Below are 19,639 nucleotides of genomic sequence, written 5' to 3' on the forward strand. Positions count from 1 at the left end.
TTGTAGTACACGGATCGCCCTCCTCCTACCAGGCCCGGTACACCCGTCCCGTTTCCGCGCCGTCCACGCTGCGGGCGTAGGACAGCGCGGCGCGGCTGGCCGCGATCGGCTCGAAGCCGGTGAACAATTCGCCGAACAGATGCACGGACTCCTGCAGCACCGTCGGACTGACCGCGTTGATGCGCAAGCCGCGCGGCAGCTCGATCGCGGCCGCCCGCACAAAGCCCTGCACCGCCGCGTTGGCGGTGGACGCCGCCACCGCGCCGCGTATCGGCTGCTCGGTATCGACGCCGCTGGTCAGCGTGATCGAACCGCCGTCGTTGAGGAACTCCTGCGCCGCCAGCGCCACGTTGACCTGCCCCATCAACTTGCCGCGCAAGCCCACGTGAAAATGCCCGGGCGTGAGCTCCGCCAACGAGCCCACATGCAGCGCGCCCGCGGCCACCACCACCGCATCGACGCGCCCCACCTTCCCGAACAAAGCCCGTACCTGCGCCATGTCTTCGATATCGACCTGGTGCTGCCCGCCGCGCGCGCCGACCACGACCACCTCGTGCCGCCGCCCCAGCTGCTCGACCACGGCGCTGCCGATAGTCCCGGTGCCGCCGATCACCATCACCTTCATGCCGACGCTCCCCAGGCGCGATACACCTGGCCGGTCTGGGCGCCGTCGACGCTGCGCGCATACGCCAGCGCCGCGCGGCGCGCAGGCACCGGCTCGAAGCCGATGAAGAACGGGCCATAGCTGCCCATCGATTCCTCCAGCACGGTCGGGCTGACGGCGTTGATGCGCAGGCCGCGCGGCAGCTCGATCGCCGCCGCCCGCACAAAGCCCTCGACCGCCGAATTGACCATGGTGGCGCTGACGCCGTTGCGGATCGGCTCATCGGCCACGATGCCGCTGGTGAGCGTGATCGAACCGCCGTCGTTCAGGTATTCCCGCGCCACCAGCGCCACGTTGACCTGCCCCATCAACTTGCTGTTCAGGCCCACGTGGAACTGCTCCGGCGTGAACTCGGCCAGCGGCGCGAAGTGCAGCGAGCCGGCCGCCACCACCACCGCGTCCACGCGGCCGATCTGCGCGAACAAGGCGCGCACCTGCGCGATGTCGGCGATGTCGGCCTGATACTGCCCGCTGCTGGCGCCGACCGTGACGATCTCGTGCCGCTGCCCCAGTTGCTCGGCCACCGCCTTGCCGACCGCGCCTGCCGCTCCGATGACGACTACTTTCATGCTGTTCTCCCAGTGAGTGAAAACACCAGTATCGTCCACAACGCCTAAGGAATAAATGAGCTAATATGAAGAACATTACTAACTCAGGATTAGCAATCATATGGACAAGCTGCGCAGCATGGAGATCTTCGTCGCCGTGGTCGACGCCGGCAACTTCACGGCCGCCGCCAGCGCCTTCCAGCTGTCGCCGGTCATGGTCGGCAAGCACATCGCGCATCTGGAAGCCACGCTGGGCGCGCGCCTGCTGACCCGCACCACGCGCCGCCAGAGCCTGACCGAGATCGGCGCCCAGTACGTCGAACAATGCCGCGCCATCCTGGCGCAGATCGCGGCCGCAGAATCGGGCGCCGAGGCGATGCGCAGCGTGCCGCGCGGACGGCTCAGGATCACCGCGCCGGTCTCCTTCGGCAGCGAATGGCTGGCGCCCGCCATCAGCGACTACCTGCGCCTGCACCCCGAGGTGGGCGTGGACCTGAGCCTCAACGACCGCATGGTCGACCTGGTGGAGGAAGGCTACGACGCCGCCGTGCGCATCGGCACCCTGGACGATTCCGGCATGATCGCGCGGCCGCTGTTCAACTACGGGATGGCGATCTGCGCCTCGCCGGCCTATCTGAAGAAGCACGGCACGCCGCGCACGCCGGACGATCTGGCGCGGCACGAGTGCCTGGATTTCATGGTGGGCGCGGTCGGCGTGCGCTGGCGCCTGCAATCGGTGCACGACCTGCGCGGCAAGCGCGCGCTGCCGCCCAGCCGCTTCCGCACCAACAGCGGACAGGCGCTGCGCATGGCCGCGCTCAAGGATTTCGGCATCGTGATGCAGGCGGAGGTGCTGCTGGCGCAGGACATCGCCGCCGGCCGATTGAAGCCGGTGCTGTGCGACTATCTGCCGCCGGCCCGACCCATGCACCTGGTCTACCCGCGCGACCGTCTGGCCACGCCCAAGCTGACCACATTCATCGACTTCATGGTGGAACGCTTCGGACCAGCGGCAACACTGCCGCTGGTCTCTTCCGCGTGAGGACTACGCCCGGCGTTGCACCGGGCGGAAAACACTTTACTGCGCCAGCGGCTTGATCGCGCCGTTCTGCGCCACCGTCGCCAGCTGCGCCGACGGCTGCCAGCCGGCGCCCAGCGCGCGCGCCACCGACACCGCCGCCAGCAGGCGCTGGGTGTTGATCTGCACCGCGGCGCGGTCGGCCGCCAGCGCGCTGCGCTGCGCGTCGGTCACGTCCAGGTAGGTCGACACGCCGCGCTCGTAGCGCGCCCGCGCCACCAGGTAGCCGCGCGCCGCCGCCACCTGCGAGGCCGATTGCACCTCGCCCTGCAGCTGGCGTTCCTGCACGTCGGACAGCGCGTCTTCCACTTCGCGCAGCGCCGTCAACAGCTTGGTCTCGTGGTTGGCGATCGCCTCTTCATAGCGCGCCTTGGAGATGGCGAGGTTGGCCTTGTTGCGGCCACCGTCGAAGATCGGCAACGACAGCGCCAGCGGGCCGACGCTGAACTGGCGCGAACCACCCTTGCCCAGTTCCTTCAAGCTCTCCGACGCGTAGCCGAAGTTCGACGTCAGCGACAGCGAAGGATAGAACGCGCCTTCGGCCACGCCGATCTGCGCATTGGCCGCGCGCAGATTGGCCACGCTGCCCGCCAGGTCCGGACGCTGCGCCAGCAGGCTGGCCGGCAGGCCGACCGGGATCGCCGGCGGCTGCGGCAGCACGGCGGCGTTGGCCGTCGGCGCCGTCAGCAGCGCCGACGGCGAGGCGCCGACCAGCGTCGCCAGGCTGTGTTCCAGCAGGTTGCGCTGACGCTGCACTTCATGCAGGTCGGCCTGCGCGTTGGCGCGCTCGATGCGGGCGCGCGACACGTCCAGCTCATTCGACAGGCCGGCGTTGAAGCGCGCCGTCACCAGTTCCTCGGTTTCGCGGCGGGTGTCGAGCGCGCCGTTCAGGATCGCCATCTCGGCGTCCAGGCCGCGCAGCTGCCAGTAGTTGGTCGCCAGCTGCGACGACAGCAGCAACAACACGCCGTCGCGATCCGCCTCGGCGGCCAGCGCCTGGGCGTCGGACGCCTCCACCAGACGGCGCACGCGGCCCAGCAGATCGACTTCATACGACAGCGATGCGCCCACCGTGTAGTTGTTGCCCTTGATCGAACGGCCGCCCAGCGCCAGGCCCTGCGAAGTCTCGGCCGAGGTGCGCGAGTTCGATACCGAGGTGCTCACGCTCAGCGACGGCTGCTGGTTGGCGCGCGACAGGCCGGCCTGCTCCAGCGCCACCACCAGCCGCTGGGCGGCGGCCTTCACGCTCGGGTTGTCGCGCAGCGCGGTCTGTTCCAGGCGGTTCAGCGTGTCGTCGTTGAACACGGTCCACCACTGCGCGGGCAGGTGCGCCTCGCTGGCGCCGGCTTGCGGCAGGTGGCGGAACGACGCGTCGGCGACGTTCTTCGGCGCGGCGAAATCGCTGCCGACGGTGGCGCAGCCGGTGACGGCCAGCGTAACGGAAACAGCGAGCGTCAGGCGCTTCAAAGCTGAATTCAACATGGTGTTACCTCACTTAAAATTGGATTGAAGGCGCTTAGTGCGCGCCGCCGCCGGCACCCGAAGGGGCTTTGACTTTGTCCGAGAACCACAGCACGCCGATGCAGCCGAACAGCACCATCGCGACCAGGAAGAAGCCGTCGTTGTAGGCCATCACATAAGCCTCGCGCCGCACGATGCCGTCGACCGCCTTGAGCGCCATGTCCGACGCGCTGGTGGCGTCGAAGCCCTTGCTCATGAACGATTGCGTCAGCGCGGCCAGGCGTTCCTGCGTGGCGGCCGCGAAGCCGGTCACCGATTCGCCGATGCGCTGCGAGTGGAAATGCTCGCGCGACGTCAGCGCGGTGGCCAGCAATGCGATGCCGATCGAGCCGCCCAGGTTGCGGGTCATGTTGATCAGGCTCGATGCCGACGGCATGTCTTTCGGCGCGATGCCGTTCATCGCGAAGTTCGACAGCGTCAGCATCACGAACGGCTGGCCGAGCGCCCGCACCACTTGCGACAGCAGCAGCTGGTCGTAGCCGGTGGTGGCGTCCATGTAGGCGTTCATCAGGCAGGAGCCGCCGAACAGCAACAGCCCGAAGCTGCACAGGATGCGGTTGTCAATCTTGGACGACAGCTTGGCCACGAACGGCATGATGAACAGCTGCGGCAGGCCGACCCACATGATGACTTCACCGATCTGCATCGGCGAGTAGCCGGCGATCTGGCCCAGGTACAGCGGCAGCAGGAACGAGGAGCCGTACAGGCCCATGCCCATCGCCAGCGACAGCGCGGTGGCGGCGAAGAAGTTGCGCTGACCGTACAGGCCCAGGTTGACAAAGGGCTGCTTGCGCGTCGCCCCCGTCACCGCCCAGCCGAGCAGGCCGACAATGGCCATCGCCGCGAAGGTGATGATGAACGAGGAATCGAACCAGTCCTTGCTGTTGCCCTCTTCCAGGAAGATGGTCAGGCTGCCCAGGCCCATGGCCATGAAGGCGATGCCCAGCCAGTCGGCGTTGAACAGCAGGTTGGGCTGGAACTTCTCCTTGTCCAGGCCCAGCGCGATGCCGCAGATCAGCAGCACGCCCGGCACCCAGTTGATGTAGAAGATCGATGGCCAGCCATACAGCTCGCTCAGGTAGCCGCCGAAGGTCGGGCCCATGGCCGGCGCCAGCGTGGCCGTCAGGCCGAAGATGGCCATGCCGGCGGCGCGCTTGGATGGCGGCAGCTTGGTCATCACGAGGGTCATCGCCATGGGGATCAGCGCGCCGCCGGTGAAGCCCTGCAGCATGCGGAATACGATCATGCTCGGCAGGTTCCAGGCGAAGCCGCACAGCGTGGAGAAGCCGAGGAACAGCGCGGTGGTGCCCATCAGGTAGGCGCGCATGCCGAACACGCGGGTCAGCAGGCCGGTCATCGGAATGACGATGATCTCCGCCACCAGGTAGGCGGTGGCGATCCACGAGCCCTCTTCCTGTGTGGCCGACAGGGTTCCCAGGATGTCCTTGAGCGAGGAGTTGGTGATCTGGATGTCGAGCACCGCCATGAAGGCGCCCAGCATGCCGGCGGCCACCGCCATCCAGGTGCGGCCGGAGACTTTCTCGGCCGGCATGATCGGGGCGAGCGCGGGCTTCCCCACGCCGCCGGCCGGCGTATCGATTGTGGTGCTGGCCATGACGTGGCTCCTTAGTGCGCGGCTTTGGCGTCGGATTGCGAGTTTGACTGATTAACCGCCACTTCGGCGATCGCCGACATGCCCGGCACCAGGCGGCCGCTCAGGGCCTTGACGTCTTCCGGCTTGAAGGTGATCTTGACCGGCACGCGCTGGACGATCTTGGTGAAGTTGCCGGTGGCGTTGTCGGCCGGCAGCAGCGCGAACTGGGCGCCGGAGGCCGGCGCGAAGCTGTCCACCTTGCCGATCAGCTCACGGCCCGGAATCGCGTCGATCGACACTTTGACTTCCTGGCCCGGCTTCAGGTCGGCCAATTGGGTCTCCTTGAAGTTGGCGGTCAGCCAGACGTTTTCCTGCACGATGGCGGTCAGCTGCTGGCCGGCCGTCACGCGCTGGCCCACTTCGATGGTGCGCTTGCCGATCCGGCCGCCGACCGGCGCCAGGATGCGGTTGTAGGCCAGCTGCTGCTCGGCGTCCTTGAGCTGCACGCGCAGCACGGTCACCTGCGCCTTGAGCACGTCGCGCGCCGATTGGGCGGCGTTGATCTGCGCCTTGGCGGCTGCCGCGCTGTCCTTGCGCGCGGCCAGGTCGGCCACGGCGCTGGCGCGTCCGGCGACGGCGGCGTCCAGTTCCGCTTTCGAGACGGCCTTCATCTGGCTGTTGTACAGCTGGCCGTAACGCTCGGCGTCCTGCTTGGCGCGCACCAGCTGCGCTTCCGACTGCGCCACCTGGGCGGCGGCGGCGCTGGCCTGGGCCTGGACCTGGGCGATCTGCGCGTCCGACTGCGCGACCTGCTGCTCGGCGGTGGCGATCTGCGCCTGGATCTGCTCGACCTTCACATGCTGGTCGAAGGGATCGAGTTCGGCGATGACATCGCCTTCCTTGACGATCTGGTTATCGTCGATCATCACCTTGGTGACCACGCCGGCGATGCGCGCCGACACCGGATGCACGTGGCCGGCCACATAGGCGTTTTCCGTCTCGACGAAATAATGGCTGCGGTACCACATACGGCCGCCGGCGGCCAGCGCGGCCAGGGCGACAACGGCGGCGATCACCACCACGCGGCGGTTGGACTTGGCCGGCGCGGCTGGCGCGGCCGGGGCGGCCGGAGCCGCCGGCTGGGCAGCGGGGACGGCGCTGAGCACTTTTTGTTCTTGGTTGTGCTGAGTGGACATGTGCAGCTCCAAATAAATGAAATGGGAGAAGTGCATTATTAGCCCGAATTTAGGCAAAGTCAAGAAATGAAACGATTGCATTTCATTTTATTTTGGACTACGATGTCCGCATCCTTTACCATGTCATCCCATGAAAATCACCGCCAACGCCGCCGCCCTGGTCGACCCGGATTGCCCCGAGGGCGCCGCCAACGACTCGCCCGACTCCCCCTGCTTCGGCAAGGTGGCCGGCCGTCCGCGCGCGGCCGACAAGGAAGCCCGGCTGCAATCGCTGCTGCACACGGCCGCCTCGTTGTTCCTGGAAAAAGGCTATAGCAAGGTCAGCCTGGAGATGATCGCGCGCGAAGCCCACGTGGCCGTGCGCACGATCTATGTCAAGTTCGGCGGCAAGGCCGGATTGCTGAACGCCGTCATCACCAACGGCCGCGCGCGCTTCTTCGCCGGCATGACCGACCTGCAGTCGGACCCGCGCCCGTTCCGCGAAGTGATGGACGATTTCGCGCTGCGCTTCCTAGAACTGGTGACGGCGCCGCCCTTCGTCAGCCTGCACCGCATGGTGGTGGCCGAAGCCCGCACCACGCCGGAGCTGGCCGAGACCTTCTACCAGGCCGGCCCGATGCGCACCCGCGAGGAACTGACGCGCTTTTTCAGCCGCGCCGACATCCGCGAGCAGCTGCGTCCGGAAGTGCCGGTCGAAACGCTGGCGGTGCACGTAATCGCCTGCATCATGGGCGACACCATGGTGCGCATGCTGTTCCCGACCGACCAGCCGCCATCGGTGGACGAATTGCGCGCCCGCGCGCAGCAGGGGCTGGACCTGTTCTATCGCGCCGTGCTGCGTTAAGCGCTGTGCATTTTTGTCGTTTGCTCTATACTGGATTTTTCGCCACGGAGCACACATGAGCAAATCGAATAGACTGGACTGGAGCAGGCAGGTAACGCTGATGAACGAGCGCATCAAAATGTTCCAGGCCAACCCGGGCCAGGAGCAGCTCGACGCCGTCATCCAGGAAATGCAAGCCTACGCCGAAGCCGCGCGCAGCGGCGGCATCGAAATCCCGACCCGCTTCACCGTCAACTGAGCCGCCGCGCCGCGTATGACGAAAGCGCTGCGGTGGATACTGATCGTAGTCGTGCTGGCCGGTGGCGCCGCCGCCGGCTACCAGCGTTACGTCAATCCTGAAAAATCCATACTGGACGACCAGGCCCGCAACAGCGCGGGCGCGCCAGGCGCCTTCGTCGCGTTGAGCGACGGCGTCACCCATTACGAAGCGGCCGGCCCGGCCAACGGTCGCGTGGCCTTGCTGGTGCACGGCTTCTCGGTGCCGTCCTACATCTGGGACCCGACCTTCAAGGCGCTTGCCAACGCGGGCTACCGCGTGATCCGCTACGACCTGTTTGGACGAGGACTGTCCGACCGTCCCGACGCCGCCTACGACGGCACCTTCTACGACCGCCAGATCGACGACCTGCTCAAGGCGCTGCAAGCGAACGGGCCGGTGGATTTGTTCGGCCTGTCGTTCGGCGGCTACGTCACGGCGCACTACGCATCGACGCATCCGCAGCGCGTTCGCACCTTGACGCTGGTCGATCCATCGAATACGCGGCCGACCATTCCCTGGCAACTGCGGGCGCCGTTGCTGGGTCCCTACCTGTTCCAGGTCGGCGCGGTGCCCGGCATGGCCGACAACCAGGCCGGCGATTTCCTGCATCCCGAACAGTTCCCCGGCTGGGCCGACCGCTATCGCCCGCAGATGGCGTATCACGGCTTCGGCCGCGCGTTGTACCGGTCGCGGATGCAGTTGACGGAGGTGGATTTCGACGCGATGTACACGGCCATCGCCAAGGCGGGCCTGCCGGTTCAGCTCATCTGGGGCAAGCAGGATCCGACGCTGCCGGTGGCGCAGTCGGCCCACATCCGGCGCGCGATGCCCGCCCTCGCCTACGTCGAGATCGACCAGTCCGGCCACCTGCCGCAGATGGAGCAGACGGCCATCTTCAACCAGCACATGCTGGCCTTCCTGGCCGCGCATCCTTGACTCTGACGCGGGCTTACCCGGCCGTGTTGATCGCCTTGCGCGCCCAGGCCAGCATCTGCTCGGGATCGTCCAGCAGGAACTCGGGCGCCGTGTAGTACTTCGTGACCAGCACCGTACCCTTCTTCGTCTCGTAGGAAAACGGCGCCGCGCCGGCGGCCTCGAACTCGGCGCGGGTGGCATCGCCGACGCGCAGGTACAGCGTGCTGCCGATCACCCACGCGAACTGCTGGCCGTGATACTTGAAGGCGCGTCCGCCGAAGAACGCGGCGTCCGACACTGCGGCGCCGAGCGGCGCGAATTGCTCGCGCATCCAGCTCACAAACTCGGCGCTCGCAGCCACCTTATTTGCGCGACATCGCCACCAGCGCGTCCAGCACCTGCAAGGTGGCCTGGTCCAGCTGCGGGCGCGGGATGCCGGGATTGCTGGCGTCCACCATCGAAGGATTGGTCAGGTAGCGGCCGTTGACGATCAGCGTCGGCGTGCTGTTGACTTCATACGTGCCGGCCACGCGGCCAGCGCTCTTCAACTTGGCGATGACCGAGAACGAGTTGTACGCGGCCACGTATTTGTCCTTGTCGACGCCGTTCTTGACCGCCCAGTCGATGTTGTCCGCGTCGCTCTTCAGGCGGCGGCGCTCGACGTGCCAGGTGGTCAGCAGCTTGGCGTGCAGCGACTCTTCCAGCTTCAGCGCCTCCAGCGTCAGGAACATATGCGCTTCCGGATCGTTCTCGCCGGTCAGCGGCAGGTGGATGCGGCGGAACACGATGCCGTCGCCCTGCTTCTTCACCCACGCCAGCATCGCCGGCTCCAGCGCGTAGCACGCCGGGCAGTGGTACATGAAGAACTCGATCACCTCGACCTTCTTGCCCTCGGCCTGCACCGGCTGTGGCGTCTTCAGGGTGGTGTACTCGGCGCCGTTCTTGGGCGCGGTGGGCGATGCGAAAGCGGCGCCGGCCAACAAGGCGGTGGCTGCGACAACGAGTTTCAGGCGAAGCATGGTTATCCTTTATGAAAAAATCTGCACAGCGAATATACCAGCTTCCCACGCCCCGCGCCTGTCGCATTTGGCACGCATTAAGCCCATATTAAGTCGCCGCCGGCCGTGCCTCCAGGCCGGCGATGTCCTTCATCAGCGCGATCAGGCGCTGCGCGCCCAGGCCCAGCGGACGGTCGTTGAGCCACACCACGTCCACCCACAGGCGCAATTGGTTGCTCATGTGCGCGAAGCCTATGCCCAGCAGCTCGCCCGAATCGAGCAGCGGCGCCGCCAGCCGGTGCGGCAGATACGCCCAACCGACGCCGGCGCGCACCAGGCTCAGTGTGGCCAGATGGCTGTCGGTGCGCCACAGCTTGCGCGAGATGAGCACCCGCTCGTCTTCGATCCCCGCGTCGCGGCCGACGATGGCCACCTGCCGCATGTCGACCAGCTCCTCCAGCCGGAACTGGCCGTTGCACGCGCGCGCCTGCGGATGGCGCGGCGAGATCACCGCCACCATGACTTCGCTGCCCAGCTCCTGGAAGCTCTCGCGCTGGTCGATCTGCGGCCGCTCGTAGATCAGGGCCAGTTGCGCAGCGCCCTCGTGCAGCATGCGCAGCGCGTCGTTCTGCGGCGCCGACACCACATCCACCTCCAGCGACGGGAACTCCAGCGCCAGCCGCGCCAGCGGATCGCTCCACGGCGCCGACAGCAGCTCGGGCGCGATCGCCAGCGTCAGGCGCCGCTCCAGCCCCTGGTGCAGCGACAGCGCGTGCGCCTGCAAGCGGCGCAGCTGGCCCGCCATCTGGCGCGCCTCGGCCTCCAGCGCGCGCGCCGACTCGGTGGGCCGCACCTCGCGCGATGTGCGGTCGAACAGCTGCAGATCGAGTTCCGCCTCCAGGTTGGCGATCGCCATGCTGACAGCCGACGGCACCCGCCCCAGCGCCCGCGCCGCTGCGGAAAACGAACCGTGATCTAGCACGGCGAGAAAGATGGCGATGTTATCGCTGGAGAAGGCCATGCCCTCATGCTGTCAGAAAAACTGATAGCTGTCGACTTTTTCAATCAGAAAATTGCTATTACCATGGCTGTATCGTATTGAGGAGGAAACATCATGCAAGGATTGAAACGCAAAGTCGTCTACGTATCGCTGTTCGAATTGATCGCCGTGGGTTTGACCAGCAGCGTGCTGGTGCTGTTGATGGGCCATGACGCCGGCCACGCCAGCGTCGCCGCGGTCGCCTCGTCGCTGGTCGCCGTGGTGTGGAACTTCGCCTACAACAGCATGTTCGAAGCGTGGGAAGCGCGCCAGGCCAAGCGTGGGCGGAGCTGGGCGCGCCGTGCCGCGCACGCGCTGGGCTTCGAAGGCGGCCTGGTGGTGATCCTGGTGCCGCTGTTCGCCTGGTGGCTGGACATCTCGCTGTGGGAAGCCTTTGTGCTGGACTTGGGGCTGGTGTTATTCTTTATGTTTTATACCTTTCTTTTCAGCCTGGCCTTCGACCGCATCTTCGGATTGCCGGCGTCGGCGCAAGCCTGATCAACCACTCCGGAGTCCACATGGCATTGAAACCGTTCGCGTTCGCAGCACTGGTGATGGCAATGAGCAGCGCAGGCGCGGCCGCGCTGTCGCCGGTCGAGCAGAAAATCGTCGACGAGGTCAAGGCCCATTCGGAGCAAGGCTTGCAGCTGCTGGAGCGCTCGGTGAACATCAACAGCGGCACCATGAACCACGAGGGCGTGCGCGAAGTGGGCAAGCTGTTTCGCGAACAGTTCGACCAGCTGGGTTTCACCACCCGCTGGATCGACATGCCGCCCGCCGTGCAACGTGCCGGCCACCTGCTGGCCACGCGCGAAGGCAAGCAAGGCAAGCGCCTGCTGCTGATCGGCCATCTGGACACCGTGTTTGAAAAGGACAGCCCGGTGCAGCTATGGAAGCGCGACGGCGCCCGCGTGCGCGGCCAGGGCGTCAACGACATGAAGGGCGGCGACGTGATCATTGTCGAAGCGCTGCGCGCCTTGCAGCGCGTGGGCGCGCTCGATAACACCACCATCACGGTGATGTTCAGCGGCGACGAGGAAAGCGCCGGCCATCCGGTCGAGATCTCGCGCGCCGACATGGTCGCCGCCGCCAAGCACAGCGACATCGCGCTGGCCTTCGAAGCCACGGTGCGCGACAAGAACGGCAAGGACACCGGCACCGTCGGCCGCCGCGCCTCGGCGTCGTGGGACCTGGAAGTCAAAGGCAAGCAAGGCCACTCCAGCGGCATCTTCACCGAGGGCGCGGGCTATGGTGCGGTGTACGAGGCGGCACGCATCGTCGACGGCTTCCGCCAGCAAGTGATGGAGCCGGACCTGACCTTCAGCCCCGGCCTGATATTGGGCGGCACCGACGTCAGCCTCGACGCCGCCGGCACCAAAGGCCAGGCCGCAGGCAAAGGCAACGTGATCGCGCGCAGCGCCACCGTACACGGCGACCTGCGCTACCTGAGCTCCGAACAGCGCGACCGCGCGCACGCGAAGATGAAGGCCATCGTCGCGCAGAACCTGCCGGGCACCAGCGCCAGCATCAGCTTCCACGAATCGTACCCACCGATGTCGCCGACCGCCGGCAACCTGGCGGTGCTGAAAACCTATTCGCAAGCGAGCAGCGACGCCGGCCTGGGCGAGATTCCCGCCCTGCCGCCGGGCCAGCGCGGCGCTGGCGACGTGCAGTTCGTCGCCCCGCTGCTCGACAGCCTGGACGGTCTGGGCGCCACCGGCAACGGCGCCCACTCGCCGGACGAAGACCTGGAAATCGCCTCCATCGAACGGGCCACCATCCGCACCGCCATCCTGCTCTACCGCCTGACCCGCTAAACCTTTCCTTTTTGATATTATCTCCTTATAATTGTTTTATTTGCATGAATTTAATGCATCTATTCAACAAGGAGGCAATATTGAAAAAGCTACTGGGTTTGGTCTGCGGCCTCGCGCTGCTGGGTTCGGCTGAGGCAAAAGTCGTCAGCTACGATTTCACCATCACCGTCGATCATATCGTGGAGATGGACAACAACAGCGATCCGGTCTATGTGCAATCGAGCACCCGTCCGGGCGCGCTGGTATCGGTGGGCGAGAAGGTGCACGGCACGTTCAGCTTCGACACCGATACACCGAAAAGCCCCTTCTACCAGCCGCCCGCACAGGCGCAAGGCAGCTGGGTGCTGTATTCGGACCCGGCCCACTTCAAGAATCCGATCGACACGGTCTTCCAGAACAGCGGCCTGCACACCGCCGTACCGGACGGCGTGAAGGTCAACAGCACGGTGCAGGTGCTCGACAACGCCACCGTCGTTCACAACGGTGACGCCTTCTGGTTGAGCAACACCGCCTCCTACAAGGGTGAAATCTTCACCAACCTGATCATTCTGGGCGACAGCACCGGCGCAGCCTTCAACAGCGCCGCGATTCCAGGGCAGCTGAGCCTGAGCCAGTTCAACTACGGCAGCTATAGCTTCTCGCGCATGTCGGCCGACCACAAATGGGTGGAAGTCGATTGCGACTTCACCACGATGACCCTCACGCCGCCGCCGGCAGTGCCGGAACCGTCGACCTACCTGATGCTCGGCGCCGGCGCCATGCTGCTGGCCTGGCGCAAAAAATCGCGGGGCTGATAGCCAAGCGAAAAAAAACCGGGAACAAGTCCCGGTTTCGTGTGATGCGAATTGTCGCTTAGCGCTTGCGCGGTGGCGGCAGGTCGGTGCAGACGCCTTCGTACACTTCGGCTGCCATGCCGATCGATTCGCCCAGCGTTGGATGCGGGTGGATCGTCTTGCCGATGTCGGTGCCGTCGCAGCCCATCTCGATCGCCAGCGCGATCTCGCCGATCATGTCGCCGGCATGCGTGCCGACCATCGTGCCGCCGATGATACGGTGCGTTTCAGCGTCGAACAGCAGCTTGGTGAAGCCCTCGGCGCGGCCATTGGCCACGGCGCGGCCGCTCGCAGCCCAAGGGAAGTGACCCTTCTCGACCTTGATGCCCTTGGCTTTCGCTTCGTCTTCGGTGATGCCGGCCCATGCCACTTCCGGATCGGTGTAGGCCACCGATGGAATCACCTTCACGTCGAAGTGCGACTTCTGGCCAGCTGCGGCTTCCGCCGCCACGTGGCCTTCGTGCACCGCCTTGTGCGCCAGCATAGGCTGGCCCACCAGGTCGCCGATGGCGAAGATGTTCGGCACGTTGGTGCGCATCTGGCTGTCGACAGGGATGAAGCCGCGATCGGTCACGATCACGCCAGCCTTGTCGGCGGCGATCTTCTTGCCGTTCGGGCTGCGGCCGACTGCGACCAGCACCATGTCGTAGACCTGCGGCGCTGGCGCGGTGGCGCCGGCTTCCGCCGCTTCGAACGTGACTTTGATCCCTTCCGGCAGCGCTTCTACCGCGACCGTCTTGGTCTTGGTCATGACGTTGTCGAAGCGCTTCTCGTTGTACTTCTGCCAGACCTTGACCGCGTCGCGGTCGGCGCCCTGCATCAAGCCGTCCATCATTTCGACCACGTCGATGCGCGCGCCGAAGGTCGAGTACACGGTGGCCATTTCCAGGCCGATGATGCCGCCGCCGATAACCAGCATGCGTTTCGGAATCTGGCGCAGTTCCAGCGCGCCGGTCGAGTCGACGATGCGCGGATCTTCCGGCACGAACGGCAGCTTCACCACGGCCGAACCGGCTGCGATGATGGCCTGCTTGAACTGCACCACTTTCTTGCTTCCGTCTGCGGCCGTGACTTCGATGTGGTTCGCGCTCAGGAACTGGCCGACGCCGGTGACGACTTGCGTCTTGCGTGCCTTGGCCATGCCGGCCAGGCCGCCGGTCATGTTCTTGATGACGCCTTCCTTGTACTTGCGTACCTGGTCGATGTCGATGGTCGGCTTGGCGAAGGTGACGCCGGTGTTGGACATGTGCGCGGTTTCGTCGATCACCGATGCCACGTGCAGCAGCGCTTTCGACGGGATGCAACCGACGTTCAGGCACACGCCGCCCAGCGTTTCGTAACGCTCGACGATGACCGTGTTCAGACCCAGGTCCGCTGCGCGGAACGCGGCGGAGTAACCGCCAGGACCGCCGCCCAGCACCATCATGTCGCAGTCGATGTCGACCTGGCCGGCGTAGCTGCTACCGGCTGGTGCGGCGATCGGCGCGGCCGGAGCGGCTGGTGCAGCAGCAGGTGCTACCACCGCTGGAGCGGGGGCCGCAGCAGGTGCCGGTGCGGCCGCACCAGCAGCAGCGTCCACCAGCAGCATCAGCGAGCCTTCCTTGACCTTGTCGCCAACCTTGACCTTCACTTCCTTCACCACGCCGGCGTGCGACGATGGGACTTCCATGCTGGCCTTGTCCGATTCAACGGTGATCAGCGACTGGTCGACCTTGACCGTATCGCCGACCTTGACCATCACCTCGATCACTTCAACTTCTGCGAAGTCGCCGATGTTCGGCACTTTCACTTCTGTGCTCATAGTCGCTCCTTACAGCAGAATTTTGCGCATGTCGCCGAGCACTTCGCTCAGGTACACGGAGAAGCGAGCACCCATCGCGCCATCGACCACGCGGTGGTCGTAGGAGAGCGAGGTACCCATCATCAGGCGAGGCTGGAATGCCTTACCGTCCCACACCGGCTTGATCGATGCCTTGGACAAGCCGAGGATCGCCACTTCCGGCGCGTTGACGATAGGCGTGAAGTGCGTACCGCCGATGCCGCCCAGCGACGAGATGGTGAAGCTGGCGCCTTGCATGTCGGTCGGTTTCAGCTTGCCTTCGCGTGCCTGCAGCGACAGCTCGGTCATTTCGCGGGCGATCTGCGAGACCGATTTCTGGTCGGCGTTTTTGATCACTGGCACAACCAGGCCGTTCGGCGTGTCGGCGGCAAAGCCGATGTTGTAGTACTGCTTGAGGATCAGGTTTTCACCCTTCTCATCCAGCGACGCGTTAAACGACGGGAATTTCTTCAGCGCTGCGACCGACGCCTTGATGACGAAGGCCAGCATGGTCAGCTTGGCCGCGTCCTTGTTCTTGGCGTTGGCGTTGTTGGTCTCGACGCGGAATGCTTCCAGGTCGGTGATGTCGGCGTCGTCGAACTGCGTGACGTGCGGGATCATGACCCAGTTGCGGTGCAGGTTAGGACCGCTGATTTTCTTGATGCGCGACAGCGGCAGCAGTTCGGTCGGGCCAAATTTGCTGAAGTCGACCACCGGCCATGGCAGCACGCTCATGCCGCCGTTGCCGCCAGCTGGCGCCGAGGCGCCGGCAGGAGCAGCGGTGGTACCGGCCATCACGCCCTTGACGTAGTTCTGCACGTCCAGCTGGGTGATGCGGCCTTTAGGACCGGTGCCTGGCACCTTGCCCAGGTCCACGCCCAGTTCGCGGGCGAACTTGCGGATCGACGGCGATGCGTGCGCCAGCTTGCCGGTTTGGACCGAGCCTTGCGAAGCGGTCGTCGCGGCGGCGGCAGCGGCAGGCGCCGGCGCAGCAGCAGGAGCGGCAGCGGCAGCAGGAGCCGGTGCGGCAGCAGCCGGCGCGGCGGCGGCTGGAGCGGCAGCACCACCCGAAGCTTCCACCACCAGCACGACGGTGCCCATCGCAACCTTGTCGCCAACCTTGATCTTCACTTCCTTCACCACACCAGCGTGCGACGAAGGGATTTCCATGCTGGCCTTGTCCGATTCAACGGTCAGCAGCGACTGATCGACCTTGATCGTGTCGCCCACCTTGACCATCACTTCGATGACTTCAACTTCCTTGAAGTCGCCGATGTCCGGAACCTTCACCTCGACCGGGCCAGCCGAAGCTGCGGCTGCCGGCGCGGCAGCAGCGGCAGGCGCCGGTGCTGGAGCCGCAGCGGTTGGCGCAGGTGCGGCAGCAGGTGCGGCTGCAGCTGGTGCCGCGGCGGCACCGTCGGCTTCCAGCAACAACAGCAGCGACCCCATAGCCACCTTGTCGCCGACCTTGACCTTGATTTCCTTGACCACGCCAGCGGCGGACGAAGGAATCTCCATGCTGGCCTTGTCCGATTCAACGGTGATCAGGGACTGGTCTACCTTGATGGTATCGCCTACTTTGATCATCAACTCGATGATTTCAACTTCCTTGAAATCACCGATATCCGGGACTTTAACTTCCACAATGCTCATAGCGTCTGCTCCGTTCTAATTATTGGGTCACCGGATTTGGCTTGTTGGCGTTCAGGCCGTACTTGACGACTGCCTGCTCCACCACCTTCGCGTCGATCTTGCCTTCTTCCGCCAGCGATTTCAGCGCAGCGACCGTGATGTAGTAACGGTTCACTTCGAAGAACTCGCGCAGCGCGGCGCGGGTGTCCGAACGGCCGAAACCATCGGTGCCCAGCACGCGGTAGGTGCGGTCTTTAGGAATGAAGGCGCGGATCTGTTCAGCAAACGCACGCATGTAATCGGTCGTCGCGACGATAGGGCCGGAGGTATCCTTCAGCAGCTGCGTCACGTACGGCACGCGTTGCTCCTTGGTCGGATTGACCAGGTTCCAGCGCTCGGCGTCCTGGCCGTCGCGGGCCACCAGCGTCAGCGACGGAGCGGACCACACGTCGGCGGCGATGTTCCAGTCCTTCAGCAGCAGTTCCTGGGCGAAGATCGACTCGCGCAGGATGGTGCCGGAACCGATCAGCTGTACGCGCTGCTTGGCTTTCTTGTCGCCCTCGTGCAGCAGGTACATGCCCTTCAGGATGCCCGCTTCCTGGCCCGGCTTGATGCCTGGGTGCGGATAGTTCTCGTTCATGATGGTGATGTAGTAGAACACGTCTTCCTGCTCTTCCACCATGCGGCGCATGCCGTCCTGGATGATCACGGCCAGTTCGTGGCCGAAGGTCGGATCGTAAGGCATGCAGTTCGGTACAGCCGCTGCGAACAGGTGGCTATGGCCGTCTTCGTGCTGCAGGCCTTCGCCGTTCAGCGTCGTGCGGCCGGCGGTGCCGCCCATCAGGAAGCCACGGGCGCGCATGTCGGCGGCGGCCCAAACCAGGTCGCCGATACGCTGCATGCCAAACATCGAGTAGTACGTGTAGAACGGGATCATCACGCGGTTGTTGGTCGAGTACGAGGTCGCAGCAGCGATCCACGAGCTCATACCACCGGCTTCGTTGATACCCTCTTGCAGGATCTGGCCGGCCTTGTCTTCGCGGTAGTACATCACCTGGTCTTTATCGACCGGCTCATACAACTGGCCTTGCTGGTTGAAGATACCAACTTGGCGGAACAGGCCTTCCATACCGAAGGTACGGGATTCATCGACCAGCACCGGCACGATGCGAGGACCGACGCTGGAGTCCTTCAGCAGCGTGGTCAGGATACGCACGTAGGTCTGGGTGCTCGATACTTCGCGGCCTTCTGCGGTCGCGTCCAGCACGTTCTGGAACGCGGACAGCGGCGGCACGGTCAGCTTCTCGTCGGCTTGCATGCGGCGGGCCGGCAGGTAGCCGCCCAGCGCGGCGCGGCGCTCGTGCAGGTACTTGATTTCCGGCGCGTCGTCGGCAGGCTTGTAGAACGGGATGTCGGCCAGCTTGTCGTCCGGGATAGGGATCGAGTAGCGGTCGCGCATTTCGCGCACTGCTTCGTCGGTCAGCTTCTTGGTGTTGTGCGCGGTGTTGCGCGCTTCGCCGTGCTTGCCCATGCCGAAGCCCTTGATGGTCTTCACCAGCAGGACGGTCGGTTGGCCCTTGTGTTCCTGCGCGACCTTGAAGGCGGCGTAGATCTTGTGCGGATCGTGGCCGCCACGGGTCAGGCGCCAGATGTCGTCGTCGGTCATGTTGGCGACCATTTCCAGCAGCTTCGGATGCTTGCCGAAGAAGTGCTTGCGCACGTAGGCGCCGTCCTTGGCCTTGTAGTTCTGGTATTCGCCGTCCAGCGTTTCCATCATCACTTTGCGCAGGATGCCGTCCTTGTCCTGCTTGAGCAGCGCGTCCCAGCCCGGGCCCCAGATGACTTTGACGACGTTCCAGCCGGCGCCGCGGAAGTCCGCTTCCAGTTCCTGGATGATCTTGCCGTTGCCGCGCACAGGGCCGTCCAGGCGCTGCAGGTTGCAGTTGACGACGATGACCAGGTTGTCCAGCTTCTCGCGCGCGGCCATGCCGATGGCGCCCAGCGATTCCGGTTCGTCCATCTCGCCGTCGCCGCAGAAGGCCCAGACTTTACGGTCGGTGGTGTCGGCGATCGAGCGCGCGTGCAGGTACTTCAGGAAGCGCGCCTGGTAGATCGCCATCAGCGGGCCCAGGCCCATCGACACGGTCGGGAACTGCCAGAAGTTCGGCATCAGTTTCGGGTGCGGATACGAGGACAGGCCCTTGCCGTCGACTTCGCGGCGGTAATGGGTCAGCTGTTCTTCGCTCAGACGGCCTTCGAGGAAGGCGCGCGCGTACACGCCCGGCGAGGAGTGGCCCTGGATGTACAGCAGGTCGCCGCCGTGGTTTTCGCTCGGCGCTTTCCAGAAGTGGTTGAAGCCGATGCCCAGCATGTTGGCCAGCGAGGCGAACGAGGACAGGTGGCCACCGAGGTCGCCGTCGACGCGGTTGGCCTTGACGACCATCGCCATGGCGTTCCAGCGCATCCACGAGCGCAGCTTCTCTTCGTATTCCAGGTTGCCCGGGCAGTGGGTTTCCAGGTGGGCGGGAATGGTGTTGACGTAGGCGGTATTGGCGGAGAACGGGATGTCCGAGCCGCTCTGGCGGGCCAGGTCGATCAGGCGTTCCATCAGGTAGTGAGCACGTTCAGGGCCCTCTTGTTCCAGCACTGCGGCCAGTGCGTCCAACCATTCTTTGGTTTCTTGCGAATCAGGGTCGGTGTTTGCCGTTACCTGGTCAAGTTGAGCTGACATGTATTAAGTCTCCTGAGTTTGATTGCCGATGTGACGCTGATTATTTACCAATACTTCTATGCCGTGTGCGATTCTAACAGCAGTTTTCTGCTTTTTCAAATTACGATACGTGATTTCGTATTATGAAATTGCCCTATGAAAATCTTGTGCG

The 19,639-nt window shown here is 64.9% G+C and carries 18 protein-coding genes; 7 read left to right on the forward strand and 11 right to left on the reverse strand.

Annotation, left to right across the window (positions count from 1 at the left end):
* Positions 1 to 25: 25 nt before the first annotated feature.
* Both AC07WS_RS07535 and AC07WS_RS07540 read right to left on the reverse strand, forming a co-directional pair.
* Positions 26 to 625, reverse strand: a complete 600-nt coding sequence (locus tag AC07WS_RS07535) for a short chain dehydrogenase (protein WP_494728440.1) — start codon at positions 623 to 625, stop codon at positions 26 to 28.
* The gene (locus AC07WS_RS07540) at positions 622 to 1,233 is read right to left on the reverse strand and encodes a short chain dehydrogenase (RefSeq protein WP_494728441.1); all 612 of its coding nucleotides are present in this window, start codon (positions 1,231 to 1,233) and stop codon (positions 622 to 624) included. Before AC07WS_RS07540 ends, AC07WS_RS07535 begins: the two co-directional genes overlap by 4 nt.
* A gap of 100 nt (positions 1,234 to 1,333) precedes the next feature.
* Here AC07WS_RS07540 and AC07WS_RS07545 point away from each other — a divergent pair, with 100 nt between their 5' ends.
* Positions 1,334 to 2,254, forward strand: a complete 921-nt coding sequence (locus tag AC07WS_RS07545; protein WP_494728442.1) for a LysR family transcriptional regulator — start codon at positions 1,334 to 1,336, stop codon at positions 2,252 to 2,254.
* 36 nt (positions 2,255 to 2,290) lie between these two features.
* Here AC07WS_RS07545 and AC07WS_RS07550 read toward each other — a convergent pair whose 3' ends face one another.
* From AC07WS_RS07550 to AC07WS_RS07560, 3 genes are read right to left on the reverse strand one after another with little or no spacing between them, the layout of a single operon-like run.
* On the reverse strand, positions 2,291 to 3,772 hold the full coding sequence (locus tag AC07WS_RS07550; protein WP_494728443.1) for an efflux transporter outer membrane subunit: 1,482 nt from the start codon (positions 3,770 to 3,772) through the stop codon (positions 2,291 to 2,293).
* A gap of 34 nt (positions 3,773 to 3,806) precedes the next feature.
* A complete protein-coding gene (locus tag AC07WS_RS07555; protein ID WP_494728444.1) occupies positions 3,807 to 5,426 on the reverse strand; it encodes a DHA2 family efflux MFS transporter permease subunit in 1,620 nt (539 codons plus the stop codon).
* Between the two features lie 11 nt (positions 5,427 to 5,437).
* Positions 5,438 to 6,601 (reverse strand): HlyD family secretion protein, encoded by a 1,164-nt coding sequence (locus tag AC07WS_RS07560; RefSeq protein WP_494728445.1) that lies wholly within the window; start codon positions 6,599 to 6,601, stop codon positions 5,438 to 5,440.
* Positions 6,602 to 6,731: 130 nt separating this feature from the next.
* On the opposite strand from AC07WS_RS07560, the gene AC07WS_RS07565 reads away from it, so the two are divergent.
* From AC07WS_RS07565 to AC07WS_RS07575, 3 genes are read left to right on the forward strand one after another with little or no spacing between them, the layout of a single operon-like run.
* Positions 6,732 to 7,445 carry a TetR/AcrR family transcriptional regulator gene (locus AC07WS_RS07565; protein WP_494728446.1) on the forward strand — a complete coding sequence of 238 codons (714 nt, stop codon included), beginning with the start codon at positions 6,732 to 6,734 and terminating at the stop codon, positions 7,443 to 7,445.
* A 55-nt stretch (positions 7,446 to 7,500) separates the two neighbouring features.
* Entirely contained in the window at positions 7,501 to 7,683 is a 183-nt protein-coding gene (locus tag AC07WS_RS07570; RefSeq protein WP_494728447.1) for a hypothetical protein, read from the forward strand.
* 15 nt (positions 7,684 to 7,698) lie between these two features.
* The gene (locus AC07WS_RS07575; RefSeq protein WP_494728448.1) at positions 7,699 to 8,640 is read left to right on the forward strand and encodes an alpha/beta fold hydrolase; all 942 of its coding nucleotides are present in this window, start codon (positions 7,699 to 7,701) and stop codon (positions 8,638 to 8,640) included.
* Positions 8,641 to 8,653: 13 nt separating this feature from the next.
* Here the strand turns inward: AC07WS_RS07575 and AC07WS_RS07580 are convergent, their stop codons facing one another.
* The 3 genes from AC07WS_RS07580 to AC07WS_RS07590 form a co-directional block, all read right to left on the reverse strand.
* Positions 8,654 to 8,950: a TfoX/Sxy family protein gene (locus tag AC07WS_RS07580; RefSeq protein ID WP_494728449.1), complete on the reverse strand. Its 297-nt coding sequence runs from the start codon at positions 8,948 to 8,950 to the stop codon at positions 8,654 to 8,656.
* A 31-nt stretch (positions 8,951 to 8,981) separates the two neighbouring features.
* A complete protein-coding gene (locus AC07WS_RS07585; protein ID WP_117011762.1) occupies positions 8,982 to 9,638 on the reverse strand; it encodes a thiol:disulfide interchange protein DsbA/DsbL in 657 nt (218 codons plus the stop codon).
* A gap of 88 nt (positions 9,639 to 9,726) precedes the next feature.
* A complete protein-coding gene (locus tag AC07WS_RS07590; RefSeq protein WP_494728450.1) occupies positions 9,727 to 10,638 on the reverse strand; it encodes a LysR family transcriptional regulator in 912 nt (303 codons plus the stop codon).
* Positions 10,639 to 10,731: 93 nt separating this feature from the next.
* On the opposite strand from AC07WS_RS07590, the gene AC07WS_RS07595 reads away from it, so the two are divergent.
* From AC07WS_RS07595 to AC07WS_RS07605, 3 genes are all read left to right on the forward strand, one after another.
* On the forward strand, positions 10,732 to 11,154 hold the full coding sequence (locus tag AC07WS_RS07595) for a PACE efflux transporter (protein WP_494728451.1): 423 nt from the start codon (positions 10,732 to 10,734) through the stop codon (positions 11,152 to 11,154).
* Between the two features lie 20 nt (positions 11,155 to 11,174).
* A complete protein-coding gene (locus AC07WS_RS07600; protein WP_494728452.1) occupies positions 11,175 to 12,473 on the forward strand; it encodes a M20/M25/M40 family metallo-hydrolase in 1,299 nt (432 codons plus the stop codon).
* Between the two features lie 80 nt (positions 12,474 to 12,553).
* Positions 12,554 to 13,267, forward strand: coding sequence for a PEP-CTERM sorting domain-containing protein (locus tag AC07WS_RS07605; RefSeq protein WP_494728453.1), 714 nt, complete (start codon positions 12,554 to 12,556; stop codon positions 13,265 to 13,267).
* A 58-nt stretch (positions 13,268 to 13,325) separates the two neighbouring features.
* On the opposite strand, the gene lpdA is transcribed toward AC07WS_RS07605, so the two are convergent.
* Genes lpdA through aceE form a run of 3 tightly spaced genes read right to left on the reverse strand, consistent with a single transcriptional unit; the run spans position 13,326 to position 19,488 of the window.
* A complete protein-coding gene (gene lpdA, locus AC07WS_RS07610) occupies positions 13,326 to 15,107 on the reverse strand; it encodes a dihydrolipoyl dehydrogenase (protein ID WP_494728454.1) in 1,782 nt (593 codons plus the stop codon).
* A 9-nt stretch (positions 15,108 to 15,116) separates the two neighbouring features.
* Positions 15,117 to 16,778 carry a dihydrolipoyllysine-residue acetyltransferase gene (gene aceF / locus AC07WS_RS07615; protein WP_494728455.1) on the reverse strand — a complete coding sequence of 554 codons (1,662 nt, stop codon included), beginning with the start codon at positions 16,776 to 16,778 and terminating at the stop codon, positions 15,117 to 15,119.
* 19 nt (positions 16,779 to 16,797) lie between these two features.
* Positions 16,798 to 19,488, reverse strand: a complete 2,691-nt coding sequence (gene aceE, locus AC07WS_RS07620) for a pyruvate dehydrogenase (acetyl-transferring), homodimeric type (protein WP_494728456.1) — start codon at positions 19,486 to 19,488, stop codon at positions 16,798 to 16,800.
* Positions 19,489 to 19,639: the final 151 nt, after the last annotated feature.

Source organism: Duganella sp. GW821-FHT01E12, assembly GCF_059422325.1.